Source organism: Acinetobacter puyangensis, from assembly GCF_900096995.1.
GTDB lineage: Bacteria > Pseudomonadota > Gammaproteobacteria > Pseudomonadales > Moraxellaceae > Acinetobacter > Acinetobacter puyangensis.
Window position 1 is genome coordinate 1 of the sequence record NZ_OANT01000001.1, and the last position, 19,138, is coordinate 19,138.

At 42.4% G+C, this 19,138-nt stretch carries 16 protein-coding genes, 1 tRNA gene and 1 pseudogene; 14 read left to right on the plus strand and 4 right to left on the minus strand.

What is annotated here, in order from left to right; all coding sequences use genetic code 11:
- The 10 genes from CRO21_RS00005 to rpoC all read left to right on the plus strand — a co-directional run.
- Window positions 1-92, plus strand: a 92-nt coding sequence (locus CRO21_RS00005) for an EF-Tu C-terminal domain-related protein (RefSeq protein ID WP_019509660.1), incomplete at its 5' end; no start/stop codon positions are given.
- Between the two features lie 67 nt (window positions 93-159).
- Window positions 160-235, plus strand: a tRNA-Trp gene (locus CRO21_RS00010).
- Between the two features lie 72 nt (window positions 236-307).
- Window positions 308-748 carry a preprotein translocase subunit SecE gene (secE, locus tag CRO21_RS00015; RefSeq protein WP_097077319.1) on the plus strand — a complete coding sequence of 147 codons (441 nt, stop codon included), beginning with the start codon at window positions 308-310 and terminating at the stop codon, window positions 746-748.
- Between the two features lie 22 nt (window positions 749-770).
- Entirely contained in the window at window positions 771-1,304 is a 534-nt protein-coding gene (gene nusG, locus CRO21_RS00020; protein ID WP_097077320.1) for a transcription termination/antitermination protein NusG, read from the plus strand.
- Between the two features lie 136 nt (window positions 1,305-1,440).
- Window positions 1,441-1,869 (plus strand): 50S ribosomal protein L11, encoded by a 429-nt coding sequence (gene rplK, locus CRO21_RS00025; RefSeq protein WP_097077321.1) that lies wholly within the window; start codon window positions 1,441-1,443, stop codon window positions 1,867-1,869.
- A gap of 3 nt (window positions 1,870-1,872) precedes the next feature.
- Window positions 1,873-2,568 carry a 50S ribosomal protein L1 gene (gene rplA, locus CRO21_RS00030; RefSeq protein ID WP_097077322.1) on the plus strand — a complete coding sequence of 232 codons (696 nt, stop codon included), beginning with the start codon at window positions 1,873-1,875 and terminating at the stop codon, window positions 2,566-2,568.
- A gap of 285 nt (window positions 2,569-2,853) precedes the next feature.
- A complete protein-coding gene (gene rplJ, locus CRO21_RS00035; RefSeq protein WP_097077323.1) occupies window positions 2,854-3,360 on the plus strand; it encodes a 50S ribosomal protein L10 in 507 nt (168 codons plus the stop codon).
- Between the two features lie 51 nt (window positions 3,361-3,411).
- On the plus strand, window positions 3,412-3,780 hold the full coding sequence (gene rplL / locus CRO21_RS00040) for a 50S ribosomal protein L7/L12 (RefSeq protein WP_097077324.1): 369 nt from the start codon (window positions 3,412-3,414) through the stop codon (window positions 3,778-3,780).
- 323 nt (window positions 3,781-4,103) lie between these two features.
- A complete protein-coding gene (rpoB, locus tag CRO21_RS00045) occupies window positions 4,104-8,192 on the plus strand; it encodes a DNA-directed RNA polymerase subunit beta (protein WP_097077325.1) in 4,089 nt (1,362 codons plus the stop codon).
- Window positions 8,193-8,282: 90 nt separating this feature from the next.
- Window positions 8,283-12,476 (plus strand): DNA-directed RNA polymerase subunit beta', encoded by a 4,194-nt coding sequence (gene rpoC / locus CRO21_RS00050; RefSeq protein ID WP_097077326.1) that lies wholly within the window; start codon window positions 8,283-8,285, stop codon window positions 12,474-12,476.
- A gap of 62 nt (window positions 12,477-12,538) precedes the next feature.
- Here rpoC and CRO21_RS00055 read toward each other — a convergent pair whose 3' ends face one another.
- On the minus strand, window positions 12,539-13,093 hold the full coding sequence (locus CRO21_RS00055; protein WP_097077327.1) for an NAD(P)H-dependent oxidoreductase: 555 nt from the start codon (window positions 13,091-13,093) through the stop codon (window positions 12,539-12,541).
- Between the two features lie 124 nt (window positions 13,094-13,217).
- Between CRO21_RS00055 and CRO21_RS00060 the strand changes: the two genes are divergently transcribed.
- Entirely contained in the window at window positions 13,218-13,577 is a 360-nt protein-coding gene (locus CRO21_RS00060; protein WP_097077328.1) for a winged helix-turn-helix transcriptional regulator, read from the plus strand.
- A 222-nt stretch (window positions 13,578-13,799) separates the two neighbouring features.
- On the opposite strand, the gene dmeF is transcribed toward CRO21_RS00060, so the two are convergent.
- Complete coding sequence (gene dmeF / locus CRO21_RS00065) at window positions 13,800-14,744, minus strand: CDF family Co(II)/Ni(II) efflux transporter DmeF (RefSeq protein ID WP_097077329.1); 945 nt, start codon at window positions 14,742-14,744, stop codon at window positions 13,800-13,802.
- A 54-nt stretch (window positions 14,745-14,798) separates the two neighbouring features.
- Here dmeF and CRO21_RS00070 point away from each other — a divergent pair, with 54 nt between their 5' ends.
- The gene (locus CRO21_RS00070; protein ID WP_097077330.1) at window positions 14,799-15,059 is read left to right on the plus strand and encodes a metal/formaldehyde-sensitive transcriptional repressor; all 261 of its coding nucleotides are present in this window, start codon (window positions 14,799-14,801) and stop codon (window positions 15,057-15,059) included.
- Between the two features lie 74 nt (window positions 15,060-15,133).
- Here CRO21_RS00070 and CRO21_RS00075 read toward each other — a convergent pair.
- A pseudogene (locus CRO21_RS00075) lies at window positions 15,134-16,375 on the minus strand (flavin monoamine oxidase family protein).
- Window positions 16,376-16,840: 465 nt separating this feature from the next.
- Window positions 16,841-17,839 carry an AraC family transcriptional regulator gene (locus tag CRO21_RS00080; protein ID WP_097077331.1) on the minus strand — a complete coding sequence of 333 codons (999 nt, stop codon included), beginning with the start codon at window positions 17,837-17,839 and terminating at the stop codon, window positions 16,841-16,843.
- Window positions 17,840-17,949: 110 nt separating this feature from the next.
- On the opposite strand from CRO21_RS00080, the gene CRO21_RS00085 reads away from it, so the two are divergent.
- Both CRO21_RS00085 and CRO21_RS00090 read left to right on the plus strand, forming a co-directional pair.
- On the plus strand, window positions 17,950-18,600 hold the full coding sequence (locus CRO21_RS00085) for a hypothetical protein (RefSeq protein WP_097077332.1): 651 nt from the start codon (window positions 17,950-17,952) through the stop codon (window positions 18,598-18,600).
- 151 nt (window positions 18,601-18,751) lie between these two features.
- Window positions 18,752-19,114: a NirD/YgiW/YdeI family stress tolerance protein gene (locus tag CRO21_RS00090; protein ID WP_097077333.1), complete on the plus strand. Its 363-nt coding sequence runs from the start codon at window positions 18,752-18,754 to the stop codon at window positions 19,112-19,114.
- The last annotated feature ends 24 nt before the right edge of the window (window positions 19,115-19,138 follow it).

Sequence of the window (19,138 nt, forward strand, 5' to 3'; positions counted from 1 at the left end):
ACCCAATCGCAATGGACCCAGGTCTGCGTTTTGCGATTCGTGAAGGTGGTCGTACTGTAGGTGCTGGTGTTGTTGCGAAAGTAACTGCATAATCAAAAATGTAGGGGTGCATGATTGCACCCTGATTCAGATCGGGAGATTATTCCCGATCTGCCTTATAGGTCAGTAGTTCAATTGGTAGAGCGTCGGTCTCCAAAACCGAATGTTGGGGGTTCGAGTCCCTCCTGACCTGCCAATTTAAAATTTCTTGCTTAATGCAGGCTGAATTGTTCTATAATAAAGCGCGAATTTAGCGACGAGTAAAAAAATGTCGAATGATAAGTCGCGTGACGCATCTAGCGAAGCGCCAATCCCACAACGAAACAATCCGGCAGAACTGGTTAAAAATGGTTCGCCATTTGATGCTGTGTTATGGATTGTTGCGATAGTCTTACTTATTTGCGCAACGATGGTCAATCAGTATCTACCGCAATATTGGCAACCAGCAGCGAATGTTTGGGTGCGTATCGGTGCGATTGCCACTTGTATTGTTGTGGCATTAGGTTTATTATACGCCACCCACCAAGGTAAGGGTTTTGTTCGCTTACTCAAAGATTCACGTATAGAGTTAAAGCGTGTCACTTGGCCAACCAAGCAAGAAACGGTCACAACGTCTTGGCAAGTGTTGGTTGTCGTTATTATTACCTCATTAGTACTTTGGGGTTTTGATTATGTTTTGGGTTGGTTGATTAAGCTGATTATTGGTTAAATTAATTATCGGATAAGTTGCTATGAAGCGTTGGTATATTATTCATGCCTACTCTGGCTATGAAAAACAAGTCATGCGTTCTTTGAATGATCGTATTGCACGTAGCACTGTTGCCGATAGCTTTGGTGAAGTTCTTGTTCCTACGGAAGAAGTCGTAGAAATGAAGGACGGCAAAAAGCGCAAGTCAGAGCGTAAATTCTTTCCGGGCTATGTATTGGTCGAAATGGAAATGAATGATGATACTTGGCATATCGTAAAAGAATGCCCAAAAGTATTGGGTTTTATTGGTGGTACACCAGAAAAACCTGCGCCGATTACACAGCGTGAAGCTGATGCAATTCTGGCACGTGTTGCAAACAAAGGCGAAGCTCCACGTCCTAAAACAATGTTTGAGCCAGGCGAAGAGTTATTGGTTGTTGATGGTCCATTTACCGACTTTAAAGGTGTGGTGGAAGAAGTCCAATACGAAAAATCTCGTTTGACATTAACGATTAATGTATTTAATCGCCCAACGCAAGTTGAACTCGAATTCCGTCAGGTTGAAAAAGCGTACTAATTTTTAATCTGCAAATCGTTGCCCGACTAATTCTTCTGGAATATGTTCGGGTTTATGTGTTTTTTACATTTGATGCAAATTGAATGTATAGAAATATTGGGGAGCCTCACGGCGTTTGTACCCAGAGGTAATTAAAATGGCGAAGAAGATTGACGGCTATATCAAGCTGCAAGTTCCAGCTGGTAAAGCGAATCCATCTCCACCAATTGGTCCTGCATTGGGTCAACGTGGTGTGAACATCATGGCGTTCTGTAAAGAATTCAATGCTGCAACACAAAAGCTTGAAGTTGGTTTACCAATTCCAGTCGTGATCACTGTGTATAACGATAAATCGTTTACATTTATCATGAAAACTCCACCTGCTGCTATTTTACTTAAGAAAGCTGCGGGTATCCAAAAAGGCTCTGCTGTACCAAACAAAACTAAAGTTGGTAAGTTGACTCGTGCTCAATTGGAAGAAATCGCAACTACTAAAGAACCAGATTTAACTGGTGCTGATTTAGATGCGCGTGTGCGTACCATTGCTGGTTCTGCACGTTCTATGGGCTTGGAAGTGGAGCTATAAGACATGGCAAAGTTAACGAAACGTCAAAAAGCCATTGCTGCTGCTGTTGAAGCAAACAAAGTTTACACTTTGGATGAAGCAGTTCAAGTTCTGAACAGTCTTCCAGCTGTGAAGTTTAAAGAATCTTTAGATATCGCAATCAACCTAGGTGTTGATCCGCGTAAATCTGATCAAGTAGTTCGTGGTGCAACCACATTGCCAGCGGGTACAGGTAAAACTGTACGTGTTGCAGTATTTGCTCAAGGCGCTGCTGCTGAAGCTGCAAAAGCTGAAGGCGCAGATATCGTTGGTTTTGACGATCTTGCTGAATCTATTCAACAAGGTAATCTTGATTTCGACGTTGTGATTGCTGCACCGGATGCAATGCGTGTTGTGGGTAAGCTGGGTACAATTTTGGGTCCTCGTGGTTTAATGCCAAACCCGAAAGTTGGTACAGTGACGCCTGATGTTGCAACTGCGGTTAAAAATGCCAAAGCTGGTCAAGCACGTTACCGTGTAGACAAAGCTGGTATTATCCATGCTGCGATTGGTCAGATTGGTTTTGATGCGGCTGCGGTTCGTCAAAACGTTGAAACTTTAGTTGCTGATTTGAAAAGATTAAAACCAGCTACATCTAAAGGTGTTTATATCAAGAAGATCACTTTGAGCTCAACAATGGGTCCTGGTCTTGCTGTTGATGTGAGCAACGTATCTAATTAAGTTTATGAGTAGGGGCGTATGGTATACGCCCTGAATTGGTTTTTTTGCTAGATCGAAAAAGGGTTTATGCAATAAACCCCTACTTTGAATTGGTAAATGAAAATTTATCAGCGTCAAAGACCTCAGGCGAAAGGGGATTCCGATCCTCTGTCTTAAAAGATTTGTAAGAATCAGCCTGCGTAGACGCGGTGGTGTGATGTGTTCCTCCTCCGCGTGTAAGTCGAAAGGCTTACGAATTGGGAGTGTATCGACAACGGTACATAAATCACCTTAGGAGGTTTTACAGTGGCTCTACGTTTAGAGGACAAAAAAGAAATCGTTGCGGCAGTAAGCGAAACTGCAAGCAAAGCTTTCTCTACTGTTGTTGCCGACTATCAAGGTTTAACTGTTGAACAATTGACTCAACTTCGTGTGCAAGCGCGTCAAAATAATGTGTACTTACGTATCGTTCGTAACACTTTGGCAAAACGTGCACTTGAAGGTACTCAGTTTGACATCTTGAACGATATCTTGACTGGTCCAACAATTCTCGGTTTTTCAACGTCTGAAGATGACATGGGTGCAGCTGCACGCTTGTTTGAAGATTTTGCAAAAACAAACAAAGCATTTGAATTAAAAGCTGCCGCATTTGATGGCAAAGTGTATCAAGGTGAAGAAGTCAGCGTTATTGCTAATCTTCCAAACCAAGAGAAAGCACTTACCATGCTTGCCAGTGTTCTTCAAGCGCCTATTTCGAAATTGGGTCGTCTGGTTACAGCACTCAAAGAGAAAAACGAGCAAGAAGCTGCTTGAGCTTAAATACATCATTCACACACCATTCAATATCCATTTGGAGTTATTCTCATGGCTTTAACTAACGAAGAAATCTTAAACGCAGTTGCTGAAAAAACTGTTCTTGAACTTGTTGAATTAATTTCTGCATTCGAAGAAAAATTCAATGTATCTGCTGCTGCTGTTGCAGTTGCTGCTGGTCCTGCTGCCGCAGCTGCCGCTGAAGAGCAAACAGAATTCAATGTTGAATTGACAAGCTTTGGTGCGAACAAAGTTGCTGTAATTAAAGCAGTTCGTGAAGCAACTGGTCTTGGCTTGAAAGAAGCGAAAGATTTAGTTGAAGGTGCTCCACAAGTTCTGAAAGAAGGCGTGAGCAAAGAAGATGGTGAAGAACTTAAGAAAAAACTTGAAGCAGCTGGTGCTACAGTTACACTTAAGTAATTCATTCGGGAGTCGGTTTTTAATAATCGGCTCCAAAAATGGCTGGTGGCCCTTGGGTCATCAGCCTTTTTGCGTTACAATAATCGGCTCGCTTTTTGGCGAAGATTGAGCGCTGCGACAAGAAGACGTGCAAATGAATGTTTAGCAATGTTTTTGTAGGAAATTTCTTATCAACTTTCTTGTAAAAAAATATTGCTAAACATTTTATTGTTGCTTTTAGTCTTTGCAGCTTTGAAAAAAGCGACGGTCATTATCGACCATACGATAACTTTTGCTAAGCGTCGTTCTGCAGGCGGCCTTAGATTACTGTCCGAGGAATCCAAATGGCATACTCTTATACCGAAAAAAAACGGATCCGCAAAAATTTTGGTAAATTGCCCACTATTATGGATGTTCCATACTTGCTCGCCATTCAGGTGGACTCGTATCGAGCATTTTTGCAAGATGGCAAATCTCCAAAAAACCGGGAAGATTTAGGTTTACAATCAGCATTCCGTTCGGTTTTTCCAATTGAAAGCTATTCTGGTAATGCGGCTTTAGAGTTTGTTGAGTATACCCTTGGCAAGCCTGAATTTGATGTGCGCGAATGTATTTTGCGTGGTTCAACTTATGCTGCGCCAATGCGTGTCAAAATTCGTCTGATTTTACGTGATCGCGACACCAAGGCTATCAAAGACGTACGTGAACAAGAAGTCTATATGGGCGAAATGCCTCTGATGACAGATAACGGTACGTTCGTGATCAATGGTACAGAGCGGGTAATTGTGTCGCAATTACACCGTTCACCTGGTGTATTCTTCGATCATGATAAAGGTAAAACGCATTCTAGCGGTAAAGTGCTGTATTCGGCACGTATCATTCCTTACCGTGGTTCATGGTTGGATTTTGAATTTGATGCGAAAGATTTGGTCTATGTCCGTATCGACCGTCGTCGTAAATTATTGGCATCTGTTATTTTACGTGCATTGAACTATAGCACCGTACAAATTTTAGATTTGTTCTATGAAAAAGTCCCTGTCTACATTGATATGGGTACTTATCAGATCGATTTGATTCCAGAGCGTCTGCGTGGCGAAATGGCGCAATTCGATATTACCGATGGTGCAGGTAAAGTTATCGTAGAGCAAGGTAAACGTATCAATGCGCGTCACGTACGTCAAATGGAAGCTGCAAATTTAAGCAAGCTGCCTGTACCTGACGAATATTTATATGAACGTATTACCGCAGAAGATATCAGCTTAAAAGACGGTGAAATTCTACCTGCCAACACGGTAGTTTCGCATGATATTTTGGTGAAAATTGCTGAATCCGGCATTAAACAGTTTAATATTCTGTTCACCAATGACATCGACCGTGGCTCGTATGTTGCCGATACCGTTCGTGCAGATGTAACTCGTGATCGTGATGATGCACTGGTTGAAATCTATAAAGTGATGCGTCCAGGTGAGCCGCCAACCAAAGATGCTGCCGAGAACCTGTTTAACAACCTGTTCTTTAGTCCAGAACGTTATGACTTGTCTCCTGTCGGTCGTATGAAATTCAACCGTCGTCTGGGTCGTCCGTATGAAGTTGGTACGGATCATAAGACACGTCAGGTTGAAGGTATTCTGTCCAATGACGACATCATTGATGTACTGCGTACTTTAGTTGAAATTCGTAACGGTAAAGGTGAAGTCGACGATATCGATCACTTGGGTAACCGTCGTGTCCGTTCTGTTGGTGAAATGACCGAAAACCAATTCCGTGTGGGCTTGGTTCGTGTAGAACGTGCTGTAAAAGAGCGTTTAAGTCAGGCAGAAACAGATAATCTTTCTCCACAAGATCTGATCAATGCCAAACCTGTTGCAGCGGCAATCAAAGAATTCTTTGGTTCTAGCCAGTTGTCACAGTTTATGGATCAGAACAACCCGTTGTCTGAAATCACGCATAAACGTCGTGTATCTGCATTGGGGCCAGGTGGTTTGACACGTGAACGTGCCGGCTTTGAGGTGCGTGACGTACATCAAACCCATTATGGCCGTGTTTGTCCAATTGAAACACCGGAAGGTCCAAACATTGGTTTGATCAACTCGCTTTCTGTGTATGCCAAAACCAATAACTTTGGTTTCTTGGAAACACCGTATCGTCGTGTGGTTGATGGCCGTGTAACTGATGACATCGAATATCTGTCTGCGATTGAAGAAGTGGGTACTGTGATTGCACAGGCCGACTCTGCTGTAGATAGCGAAGGTAACTTAACTGAAGAAGTGGTTTCCGTCCGTCATCAGGGTGAATTTGTACGTATGCCACCGGAAAAAGTGACGCATATGGATGTTTCACCACAACAAGTGGTTTCTGTTGCAGCATCGCTGATTCCGTTCCTTGAACACGATGATGCGAACCGTGCCTTGATGGGTTCCAACATGCAACGTCAGGCTGTACCAACTTTACGTGCTGACAAACCATTGGTCGGAACAGGTATGGAACGTCACGTGGCACGTGACTCTGGTGTGTGTGTGGTTGCGGGTCGTGGTGGTCGCATTGACTATGTGGATGCTTCCCGTATCGTGATTCGTGTCAACGAAGACGAAATGATTGCTGGTGAAGCAGGTGTAGATATCTATAACCTGATCAAATACACCCGTTCTAACCAGAATACCTGTATTAACCAGAACATTATCGTTAATCAGGGTGATGTGGTTGCGTGTGGTGATATTCTTGCCGATGGTCCATCAACAGATATGGGTGAATTGGCACTGGGTCAAAACATGCGTGTTGCATTTATGACCTGGAACGGTTTTAACTACGAAGATTCGATTCTTTTATCCGAACGTGTCCTTCAGGAAGATCGCTTAACCTCAATTCATATTCAGGAATTGTCATGTGTTGCGCGTGATACCAAACTGGGTCAGGAAGAGATTACTGCCGATATCCCGAATGTGGGCGAAGCAGCATTATCAAAACTTGATGAATCCGGTATCGTGTATATCGGTGCAGAAGTAACTGCTGGCGATATTTTGGTGGGTAAAGTGACACCAAAAGGTGAAACCCAACTGACCCCTGAAGAAAAACTGTTACGTGCTATTTTTGGTGAAAAAGCAGCAGACGTGAAAGACTCCTCTTTACGTGTACCATCAGGTACCAAAGGGACAGTGATTGACGTTCAGGTGTTTACCCGTGATGGCGTGGAAAAAGATGAGCGTGCTCTAGCGATTGAAAAAGCGCAGCTTGATGCTTATCGTAAAGATTTGAAAGAAGAATTCAAAATCTTTGAAGAAGCGTCTCGTGAACGTATGATCCGTTTATTGACAGGTCAAACCTCTAATGGTGGCGGTACCACAAAACGTGGCGATAAATTAACTGCGGATTTCCTTGCTGGTCTAGACTTTGTTGACCTGAAAGAAATTCAGCCAAGTGATGAAGCTATCGCTGAACGTTTGTCGCAGATTCTGGTGTTCTTGCAAGAGAAAAGTCAGGAAATCGACGAGAAATTTGCCGAGAAAAAACGCAAACTTTCAACTGGCGATGAATTGACACATGGCGTATTGAAAGTTGTGAAAGTTTATCTGGCAGTTAAACGTCGTATCCAGCCGGGTGATAAAATGGCAGGTCGTCACGGGAACAAAGGTGTTGTCTCCAACATCCTTCCTGTAGAAGATATGCCACATGATGCCAATGGTGTGCCGGTTGACGTGGTGTTGAACCCACTGGGTGTACCATCACGTATGAACGTAGGACAGATTCTTGAAACGCATTTAGGTTTGGCAGCAAAAGGTTTGGGTGAGCAGATCGATAAGATGCTGCAACAACAACGTACCATTGCCGAACTGCGTGACTTCATGGACAAAATCTACAACAAAGTAGGTGGTGAGCAAGAGGAACTGAACAGTTTATCTGATGAAGAAGTTCTGAAGCTTGCGGGTAACTTGCGTGGTGGTGTGCCATTGGCAACCCCAGTATTTGATGGTGCAGAAGAGTCACAGATCAAAGAGTTACTTGAACTTGCCGAGTTGCCACGTACGGGTCAGCAAACTTTGTTTGACGGACGTACTGGTGAGAAGTTTGACCGTCCTGTCACTGTAGGTTATATGTACATGCTGAAACTCAACCACTTGGTTGATGATAAGATGCATGCGCGTTCTACCGGTTCATACTCTCTGGTCACACAACAACCATTGGGTGGTAAAGCTCAATTCGGTGGTCAGCGTTTCGGTGAGATGGAGGTCTGGGCACTTGAAGCTTATGGTGCAGCCTACACGCTACAAGAAATGCTCACCGTGAAATCGGATGATGTTGAAGGTCGTACCCGTATCTATAAGAATATCGTAGATGGTAATCACTATATGGATCCTGGCATGCCAGAATCGTTTAACGTATTGACCAAAGAGATCCGTTCTTTAGGTATCAACATTGAACTGAAAAATGGTGAATAAGCTTACGGGCTAACACAATTACTATTTCAGATATAACCAGTTTTGACCCAGCCGGGAACCTAAAAGCTTCTCGGCACACGGAGAAAAAAATTGAAAGACTTGCTCGATATCATGCGTAAAAAAACGGACTCTGATGGTCATACACCACTTGAGTTCGATCGTATCCGTATTGGCTTAGCATCACCAGAAGTAATTAAATCCTGGTCTCATGGCGAAGTAAAAAAACCTGAAACGATTAACTATCGTACCTTTAAACCGGAACGTGACGGTTTATTCTGTGCCAAAATTTTTGGGCCAGTCAAAGATTACGAATGCTTGTGTGGTAAATACAAGCGTATGAAGTACAAAGGCGTCATTTGTGAAAAATGTGGCGTTGAGGTCACAACTGCGAAAGTACGTCGTGAACGTATGGGGCATATTGACCTTGCTTCACCCGTTGCACATATCTGGTTCTTGAAATCGTTACCGTCCCGTATTGGTTTATTGCTTGATATGACATTACGTGATATTGAACGCGTATTGTATTTTGAATCTTATGTTGTGACCGATCCGGGCATGACGACGCTGGAAAAATATCAGCTTTTAACCGATGAAGAATACTTCAATGCACTAGAAGAATACGGCGATGAATTTGCCGCAAAAATGGGTGCAGAAGCCGTTCAGGACTTGTTAAAAGACATCGACTTGGAAGCAGAAGTTTCCCGTTTACGTGAAGAAATTCCACAAACAACCTCTGAAACTAAGTTGAAAAAAGCATCTAAACGCTTGAAATTAATGGAAGCGTTTAAAGACTCAAACAACAAGCCAGAATGGATGGTGATGAATGTACTGCCGGTACTTCCACCAGATTTACGTCCATTGGTACCGCTTGAAGGTGGCCGTTTTGCAACATCTGATCTAAACGATTTGTATCGTCGTGTGATCAACCGTAACAACCGTTTAAAACGTCTTTTAGACCTTGCTGCACCCGATATTATCGTACGCAACGAAAAACGTATGTTACAAGAATCTGTGGATGCCTTGCTGGACAACGGTCGTCGTGGTCGTGCCATTACCGGTTCAAACAAACGTCCATTGAAATCTTTGGCCGATATGATCAAAGGTAAACAAGGTCGGTTCCGTCAGAACTTGCTGGGTAAACGTGTGGATTATTCAGGTCGTTCGGTGATTACTGTTGGTCCTACACTGCGTTTACATCAATGTGGTTTACCGAAGAAAATGGCGCTTGAATTATTCAAACCATTTATCTTTGCCAAATTACAGGCATCTGGTCAGGCAACGACGATTAAAGCTGCCAAAAAAATGGTTGAGCGGGAAACGCCAGAAGTCTGGGACGTTTTGGCCAATGTGATTCGTCAACATCCAGTGATGTTAAACCGTGCACCAACACTTCACCGTTTGGGTCTGCAAGCATTTGAACCTGTGTTGATTGAAGGTAAGGCAATCCGTTTGCATCCATTGGTCTGTGCTGCGTTTAACGCCGACTTCGATGGTGACCAGATGGCGGTACACGTACCGTTAACGCTTGAAGCACAGCTTGAAGCACGTGCCTTAATGATGTCAACCAACAACATCCTGTCACCTGCCAATGGTGAACCGATTATCGTTCCTTCTCAGGACGTGGTCTTAGGCCTTTATTACATCACACGTGATGCAATCAATGCCAAAGGTGAGGGCATGGTGTTTGCTGATACGCACGAAGTCAACCGTGCTTTGGCAACTGGCCAAGTGAATATGCATGCGCGTGTAAAAGTGCGTGTACACCAGACTGTAATCAGTGAAGATGGCGAACGCATTAAAGAAACATTGATCGTGGATACTACACCAGGTCGCTGTTTGCTTTGGGAAGTTGTACCAGCAGGTTTAAGTTTTGAATCAATTAACCTTGAGATGACCAAAAAGAACATCTCAAAATTGATCAACACTTGTTATCGTAAACTGGGTCTAAAAGATACTGTTATCTTTGCCGATCAGTTGATGTATCTTGGTTTCCGTCAAGCAACCCGTTCGGGTGTTTCGGTGGGTATGGAAGACATGTTGATTCCACCAACCAAAGAAGAAATCATCAACAAGGCAGAAGCAGAAGTTCGTGAAATCGAACATCAGTTTGAGCAAGGTTTCGTGACCGCAGGTGAACGTTATAACAAAGTGGTCGATATTTGGGCTCGTACCAACGACCAAGTTGCCAAAGCGATGATGGATAACTTGTCTTTTACCACTGTTAAAAACAAACAGGGTGAAGATGAGAAACAAAAATCCTTCAACAGCATCTATATGATGTCTGACTCTGGTGCCCGTGGTAGTGCGGCACAGATTCGTCAGCTTGCCGGTATGCGTGGTTTGATGGCAAAACCGGATGGTTCGATCATTGAAACACCAATTAAAGCCAACTTCCGTGAAGGTTTGACTGTACTTCAGTACTTCATCTCAACACACGGTGCACGTAAAGGTTTGGCCGATACAGCATTAAAAACTGCGAACTCAGGTTATCTGACTCGTCGTCTGGTTGATGTGGCACAGGATTTGGTGATTACCGAACCGGATTGTGGCACACTCGATGGTTTGGTAATGACACCATTAATTCAAGGTGGCGATGTTATCGAACCGTTGAAAGATCGTGTACTGGGTCGTGTGATTGCTGAAGATGTAAAACGTTTGGGTACTGATGAAGTGATCTTCCCACGTAATACATTTATCGATGAACGCCTTGCTGCACAAATCGAAGAAGCGGGTGTCGACGAAATCAAGGTTCGTTCAGTTGTGAACTGTGAATCAACATTTGGTGTTTGTGCGAAATGTTATGGTCGTGATCTGGCGCGTGGTCACTTGGTGAATCCAGGTGAATCCGTTGGTGTTATGGCGGCACAATCCATTGGTGAGCCGGGTACACAGTTAACCATGCGTACTTTCCACGTGGGTGGTGCTGCAAGCCGAACATCTGCTGCCAACAGCATTCAAGTACGTAACAAAGGTATTGTACGTTTCCACAATATCAAAACAGTACAACATACCAAGGGGCACTTGGTGACCACATCCCGTTCTGGTGAAATCGGTATTGCTGATGATCTAGGCCGTGAACGTGAACGCTATAAAGTTCCTTATGGTGCCTCCATTCTGATTAAGGATGGTGAACCAGTAGAAGGCGGTGGTATCGTTGCAACATGGGATCCGCATACACATCCATTGGTAACAGAAGTTGCTGGTAAAGCACGCTTCTCACAAATTGCTGATGGCGTAACTGCAACATCAAAAACTGATGATGCAACAGGGATGACCACTGTTGAAATTTTACCGGTGACGTCACGTCCTGCTTCTGGTAAGGATCTACGTCCAGCTGTGGTATTGGACATGGCCGATGGTAGTGAACAGTTCTACTTCCTGCCACAAAATACCATTGTGACTGTGCGTGATGGTGAAACCATTGGTGTCGGTGACGTGATTGGTCGTGTACCACAAGAATCGTCACGTACCCGTGATATTACCGGTGGTTTACCACGTGTTGCCGACTTGTTCGAAGCACGTAAGCCAAAAGAATACGCAATTCTGGCAGAAGTGTCAGGTGTGGTCAGTTTTGGTAAGGAAACTAAAGGTAAAAACCGTTTGGTGATTACACCTGATGATGGTTCTGAAATTTACGAAGAGTTGATTCCAAAATGGCGTCAAATCAACATGTTTGAAGGTGAACATGTTGAGCGTGGTGAAGTGGTTGCCGATGGTCCACAAAACCCGCATGATATCCTGCGCTTAAAAGGCGAAGTGGCATTAACCAACTATATCGTGAATGAAGTTCAGGACGTTTACCGCCTACAAGGGGTAAAAATCAACGATAAACACATCGAAGTGATTGTTCGTCAGATGTTGCGTAAAGTTGAAATTACCGACGGTGGTGATTCTAGCTTTATCAAAGGTGAGCAAGTGGATTACATCCGTGTGGTTCAGGAAAATCAGGCAGTATTGGCGCAAAACAAATTCCCTGCGAAATTTGAACGTCAATTGATGGGTATTACCAAAGCCTCATTGTCTACCGACTCGTTCATCTCTGCTGCATCGTTCCAGGAAACCACACGTGTGTTAACTGAAGCGGCTGTAACAGGTAAAGAAGATGATCTACGTGGTCTAAAAGAAAACGTGGTTGTGGGTCGTTTGATTCCTGCGGGTACTGGTCTGGCGTATCATTTGGAACGTCGTCGTCAGGAAGCAGAAGCTGCTGAGCAAGAATTAGTAAATGATTTTAGCGAAGTTGATCAGGCACTTAGCCAAGCATTTAATGAAGAACAGTTTTAAGCTGTAATTGATTGATGTTAAAAAGAGTCCTTCGGGGCTCTTTTTTTATGTTGAATAAGGCTCTATTTTTTTGATTGATGTAAAGTATTGATCAAGGTGTTTAAGTGTTGGCTATGTGCCTTGGCTTTTGCTTGGATCTGTATTTCTGAATGACCTATAGCTGTCGAAATATCATATAAAAAAACAGGATCAACATAATCCATTTGTGCATATTGAGCAGATGCTTGTACTGCCTTTAAAAAACTCTGCATTAAATGATTCTTTTGATCGACAATGAAATTTTGTTCAGGTTGTCCCACGGTTAAACTTGCTAAGAGTTTTTTGTGTTTAAGCTTATCTCCCTTTGAACCATAGGCAAACTGATAGCTAAAAACCTGATCAAACCATATTTTGAGGATTGCAGGCATATTAAACCAGTACATTGGGTATTGCAGAATAATTAAATCATGTCTGAGCAAAGCTGCCTGTTCTGCTGCAATATCAATTTGATAATCAGGATATAGCTCATAAATATGACGTACCTCAAGGTCATGTTGTTGTTTTATTAATTCAGTGACAATGGTTTTATTGGCGATTGATTGCTCGAAATTGGGATGAGAGAGGATCATAAGTGTCATCGTGTATTCACCTGATAAGAGAATGATAAAATTAAGCTATCAAAAAGATAGTCACTATAATTATTTTATTCAAAATATGATCAGGTACAATAACTATCAAACTTGATAGCGGAGGCGATATAGGATGGCCTATAGAGAAAATGAGTGTAGTGTTACTGTTAATGGCAAGACATATCCTTGTCCAATTAGTATGGCCATGGATCTTATTGGTGGAAAATGGAAAGGTGTTATTCTGTATTATCTCAAAGACGGCAAAAAGCGCTTTAGTGAATTAAGACATGATATGCCAGAGATTACTGAAATGACGTTAAGCTTACAGCTTAAGCAACTGGAAACGAGTGGTTTTATTTCACGTACAGTATATGGAGAAAAAGCTCCGATCAGGGTGGTTTATCAATTAACTGAATTTGGTGAATCCTTTAAACCAGTTTTAGACACACTCTCAATCTGGGCGCATAAAGTTGCGATGGATGCCGAAAATTAATACATTCGTGTAAGCTTTGGCTTACAAATACTTGCGTCTTTTGCCACTTATCGAGTCACTTATCTTTGCATATTATAAGCATATAACGAAACAGGACGTTTCGAGCTCAGTGTAAGGATACACGCTGTACATGGACGTACAGGTATGACAGGACGTTATATTGCAAGTAGAATTTCAGAAAGCCCCGACAGGAAGTTGGGGCTTTTTGTTATTTATATTGGGTTAAACAGGATTGATTTCTATACTGGCATGTACAATTTCGTCATGTATCGACAATGCCTGCTTTACAACAAGCGGTGTTAATCGGGTATTGCTTGTCTGCAAGGCCAGAATACATGAAAATTTCCCTCTACCCACTTTCCAGACATGTAAATCAACGATATCGATGGATCGGTCCAGATCTGCGATAACTTCCCGTATTTCATCAACTACAGGCTCTGTCATTTCTGCATCCAAGAGTGTTTTCCCGGTTTGAATGATGAGACCACAAGCCCATTTTGAAACCAGTAGGGCACCGACAATGCCTAGTACTGCATCCAAAAAATTCCAGCCAAAGTATTTGGCAGCAAATAAAGCGATGATTGCAAGAACCGACGTCGTGGCATCGGCAATGACATGTAGAAAAGCAGCTTTTTGATTTAGATCCTGATGATGGTGATGCTCATGCTGGGCATGGCTGTGATGTATATGATCATGATGAGAATGGTCAGGGTGATCGTCATGTAATAACCATGCACAAATTAAATTTACCACCAAACCAATGATTGCAATGAAAATAGCTTTGTTATAATGGATTTCTACGGGATGAAATAATCTTTCAATGGCACTGTAACCCATCATCACCGCAACCATCATTAATAAAATGGCACTGCTATAGCCAGCCAGTATTTCAATTTTCCATGTACCAAAACAGAATCTTTGATCATTACGGTAGTGGCGTGCAGCTCTATAGGCTATATAGGCCAGACCCAAAGCCAGCATATGCGAACTCATATGCCAGCCATCGGCAAGTAACGCCATGGAATTAAAGATTAATCCGCCTGAAATTTCAGCAATCATCATGGTGGCTGTTAACAGGGTTGCCAGCAGAATCTTTTTCTGGGCTAAAGGATTACCTTCATCGAAATGATGTGAATGTTGCTGTTTTAATGATGTATTCATTTGCATACTACAATGTTAAAATACTCTATATAGTATATTTACTTTGCTGGAAATAATTCAATGAGTCACTTACAAAAAAATAGAAAAGTTTTAAACCGTATCAGTCGTATGCAAGGGCAGATGAATGCCATGTATAAAACTGTTTTGGACGGTGAAGCTGAGTGTATCGATGTATTACAGCAAATGGCTGCCATTCGGGGGGCTGTACAGGGCTTAATGAATGAGTTACTGGAGGAACATTTAAAAAATCATGTCTTGCCAGAAGATTATGATGAAAAAGAGCTAGAAGATTTTTTGCTCTTATTAAAAAAATATAAGTAGTTTCTATGCAAAATTACATTTTATTCAAATAGGGGCTGTCAGCGAAGCGCTTTATAGCTGGGCATTGATGCTGTTTAATCTAGAGATGCCAAAATGTTTTGTGCTGCCTCTATTCCGCTTAAATAGGCGCCATGTACTGTACCGGCATATTGTGCATTACAGTGCTCGCCTGCAAAACCTAAGCGGTGGTCAATCAACTGTTGTAATGCCTGTACCCATTTGACCTGATGATGCGGTTGTGGAAAGCTAAATGAACCCCGGCTAAAAGGATCTGCTCCCCAGCGCGTGACCAGAATATGTTTGGGCTGGGTTAGAATATCGGTAAAATTGGCATTTAAACTATCATAGATTAAATGCCAGACGTCCGAATCCGTGGCATGGTCAATATATTCTGAAGGCGCTCCACCCAATAGCATGAGATAGGTCGGTTTTTGATAAATTACCGATAAATCTAGAAGATTAAACCATTTATTCTAGTATAAATAAAAATCACTGTGATGGGATTGCTTTTGTCTAAACGCCAAACTTTTATCGAATTGTAGAAAAACTTTATTAAATGAACCAAAGCCAATATTGTCGATAGCCTGGTGTATATTTTCCGGCAAAGGTGGAATAAAGCGAACCTGCTGATGTTTTAAAACGCCCAAAGGCACGGTCACGATCACTTTACTGGCATAATGTTTTTGTCCGTTTTGATCTAGCAGTTGAATATGGTCGCTGTTTAATGTGATGGACTGGATATTGGTTTGGGTTTGAATCTGAATATTCTGATTTAAGACCTCAATGATTTGCTGATAACCTTGCGGAAAGATCACCTCATCACCAGAGAAATATCCCTCATATTGTGCAGAAAGGTTGGCCAGTGATGTTGCAAAAGGATCATTGGCAAAATGTTCAAAATAAGCAAGTAATAAGCTTTTTAATTGTGATGTATTAAAATTAGATTGATCAGGATCAAAATCATCTAAAATATAAAGAATCGCATCTCGTGCAGTGTTCTGATCATTGTATGGAAGTTGTCTAAGCTGTTGTTCAATCGATTGTATTGCAGCGGTAAATGTCTGGGTTTCCTGTGCGGAAAAAGGCTTGCCATTTTCATGATAAAAATTTGCAGCATCATAATTAAAAACAGTCGTTGAAATGTTATGTTGGGTGGCAATATCCCAAATAGGATTGTTATGAATGCCATGAATCCATGAAGCACCTAAATCAAAAGTATCCTCATCCTGACAAAGCGAATGAATACGTCCGCCAATCCGGGTATTCGCTTCGACAACCAATACCTGTTTACCTGCTTGTGTAAGGTTCTGGCACAAGCGAGTCCGGCAATACCCGCACCAATCACGATAATAGGAAGCGTAGTGTTTTTATTTTGCATAATCATCATCTGGAATTAAAAGCGGATTAGATTGTTGTGTACTAACAGCAAGATTGATGGATGATAAGGGAAAAATAAAGACCTGCTCTGTAAACAGTGAACGAGAACAAGCGAATTGATCTATGGATCGATATTTATGCAGTGTTGTACGTTTTGGCTTACATAGACTGATGGTATTATCCTCTTATCAATGTGCTTAGCTTTTACTAAGATATGTTTATTACGAAACAGGACGTTTCTTGATTGTGTAAGGATACACAGGTATTACAGGACGTGATACAAAACCGTATTTGAAAAAGCCCCGACAGGATGTTGGGGCTTTTTCTTTTCAGCATCTTTTTTCATAGGCTATTTTCAACTTCAATTTATTTTCATATAAAAATATGATTCAAGCTGTGACGCATTATTGGCAATGTTCAGATCGCCAGTTTTGTGGTGTTTGACCGGTCCAGTGTTTAAATGCACGTTGAAAGGCACTTTGTTCGGAATATCCTAACAATAGCGCAATATCCAGCAGGCTAAGGTGCTGGTCTTTTAAATATTGCTGGGCAAGCATCAAACGTAATGCCTGAACACGCTGTTGGAATGTGGTATTTTGCAGTTGTAGATGCCGTTGCAACTTACGGATAGACATATTGAGTTGCGTGGCGATGTCTTCGATTTGACAGTGATGTTTTTGCAAGCCTTTTAAGATTGCTTGTTGTAATCGTTCATCCAGTTCTGATGAGTTGGGTAGTTTTGCCAGTAATGCTTGAGCTTGATGGGTCAGTAATTCCTGTAAGGTTTGATCGGCATGGCGGATTGGTTTGCCAAGTAAGCTGATCGGCACTTTAATCTGGGCAAAAGGTTGAGAAAACTTCACCTGACAGCGGAAATATTGGGCATAGTAATGGGCATTTTTGGGTGCGGCATGCACAAAGCTGACTTCACTGAGTTCGATATCATCAATATGTAAGAAGTGTAAAAGAAATTGATTCATCAGGGCGATAGCAATTTCATTGGTAATTTGTGTTGTGAAGATTTCGGGCACATCCCAGCGTATGCTGAGGTAATTGGATTCGGCTTGAATAATCAGCGGGCTACCGTCATACACCAGCCGATGGAAATCGTGATAGCGTTGTAGGGCCTCGCCCAGATTTACGCAGGATTGTGCCAGATAACCCAGTACCCCCAAATGTTTGAGTTGTACATAGTGAGCAATTTCCAGACCTAAAGCCGGTTGCTGTAATTGGTTATCGATTTCTGTCAGTATTTCCCGCCACAAACTGTAATCAAAACGTTCCAGATTTTGGATTTGTTGCAGTTTTTCCGGCATCACAATTTGCCTTGCTTGGCAAAAAGTTCGGAGCAAATCGCTCAAACCACCATATACAGAACCGGGAGGTTGGGTTGTAGCTTGCATTCCTTGCATTGCCCTTGTCGTGTTTTGTCAATGAATGATGTGTTTCAAGTCAATATTTATCACAAAACACAGTCTATATTCAATAGTATGGACATAGAAGGGACGATGTCATGATTAAGGGTTTTATTGTTGGATTGGCGGTTGCCAATGCATTTGAGTGGGTTGCTCATAAATATATTTTACATGGTACGCACCGACCCGGGCAGCCACGTTATAGTCCGGTGCCACGCAGCATGAAGTCGCATTGGGAGCATCACCGTGAAGTACGCAAGCAGCACTTTGCCGACGATGGCTATGTACAGGGATTTTCTAACTGGCGTACCCGTAATGAAGTTGGGTCACTTGCGGTAGTGGCGGTTGCTGCTACTGTGGTTTTCTATCCTGTTTCCAAAGGCATGGTGGCTGCGGCATGGTATAGTGCATTTAATTATTACTCTATCCATCGTCGTGCGCATTTAGAACCGGATTGGGCAAAACGTAAAATACCTTGGCATTATGATCATCAAATGAATGCCAATCAGGACGCCAATTGGTGTGTGACCAAGCCTTGGTTTGATTATGTGATGGGTACACGTGTGGTTTCATCAGACCAACTCCAAGAAGACAATCCGCTTGGCATTGCCTTGCCGGCGGCTGTAGCTCAGGCTTTGACACAGTGGGTGAATCAACATTTTCCGGCAAAATATGTAGAACAAAAAAGCAAGGTGATTGAAACAGAGATGCATCCGGAGAGAAAAATACAAACGCTGGCAGGTGAGTAGAAGATGTAAAATCTCTTATCTCGTATAGGGCGGAAAATTTTGGCTTAAAACAATAAATTCCTTTGCCATGTTCTTCAGTTTCACTTCAGCTTGACGTGTTTTAATGCTCATCATTGAACAACGATGAAAAATATCTTGAAGGAGATAAATCATGAAAAACATGTTATTACCGCTATTTACCGCAAGTGCATTGATGATGGGCACAGCGACAGTTTCTGCTGCACCTGTAAATCAACAGGCATTAACACCAACCACAGTCACCAGTGTAAAACAGGCACATCAACTCAAAGATGACAGCAAAGTATTATTGAAAGGCCAAGTGGTGAAAAGTCTTGGTGATGAAAAATATGAATTCCGTGACAGCACTGGCACCATCAAAGTCGAGATTGATGATGAATTGTGGGGTGGCCGTGCACTTTCTCCAACGCAAACGGTTACACTCTTGGGTGAAATCGATATAGACTATAAACCAACCAAACGTGTTGAAGTCGATGTTGACGAAGTTCGTTTTTAATCTGGTTAGATGAACTTGACCAAG

Excerpts from the sequence above, each read along its gene's own strand:
- secE (WP_097077319.1), top strand. The coding sequence starts at position 308 with ATGTCGAATGATAAGTCGCGTGACGCATCTAGCGAAGCGCCAATCCCA.
- nusG (WP_097077320.1), top strand. The coding sequence starts at position 771 with ATGAAGCGTTGGTATATTATTCATGCCTACTCTGGCTATGAAAAACAA.
- rplK (WP_097077321.1), top strand. The coding sequence starts at position 1,441 with ATGGCGAAGAAGATTGACGGCTATATCAAGCTGCAAGTTCCAGCTGGT.
- rplA (WP_097077322.1), top strand. The coding sequence starts at position 1,873 with ATGGCAAAGTTAACGAAACGTCAAAAAGCCATTGCTGCTGCTGTTGAA.
- rplL (WP_097077324.1), top strand. The coding sequence starts at position 3,412 with ATGGCTTTAACTAACGAAGAAATCTTAAACGCAGTTGCTGAAAAAACT.
- rpoB (WP_097077325.1), top strand. The coding sequence starts at position 4,104 with ATGGCATACTCTTATACCGAAAAAAAACGGATCCGCAAAAATTTTGGT.
- CRO21_RS00055 (WP_097077327.1), bottom strand. The coding sequence starts at position 13,093 with ATGACACTTATGATCCTCTCTCATCCCAATTTCGAGCAATCAATCGCC.
- CRO21_RS00060 (WP_097077328.1), top strand. The coding sequence starts at position 13,218 with ATGGCCTATAGAGAAAATGAGTGTAGTGTTACTGTTAATGGCAAGACA.
- dmeF (WP_097077329.1), bottom strand. The coding sequence starts at position 14,744 with ATGCAAATGAATACATCATTAAAACAGCAACATTCACATCATTTCGAT.
- CRO21_RS00070 (WP_097077330.1), top strand. The coding sequence starts at position 14,799 with ATGAGTCACTTACAAAAAAATAGAAAAGTTTTAAACCGTATCAGTCGT.
- CRO21_RS00080 (WP_097077331.1), bottom strand. The coding sequence starts at position 17,839 with ATGCAAGCTACAACCCAACCTCCCGGTTCTGTATATGGTGGTTTGAGC.
- CRO21_RS00085 (WP_097077332.1), top strand. The coding sequence starts at position 17,950 with ATGATTAAGGGTTTTATTGTTGGATTGGCGGTTGCCAATGCATTTGAG.
- CRO21_RS00090 (WP_097077333.1), top strand. The coding sequence starts at position 18,752 with ATGAAAAACATGTTATTACCGCTATTTACCGCAAGTGCATTGATGATG.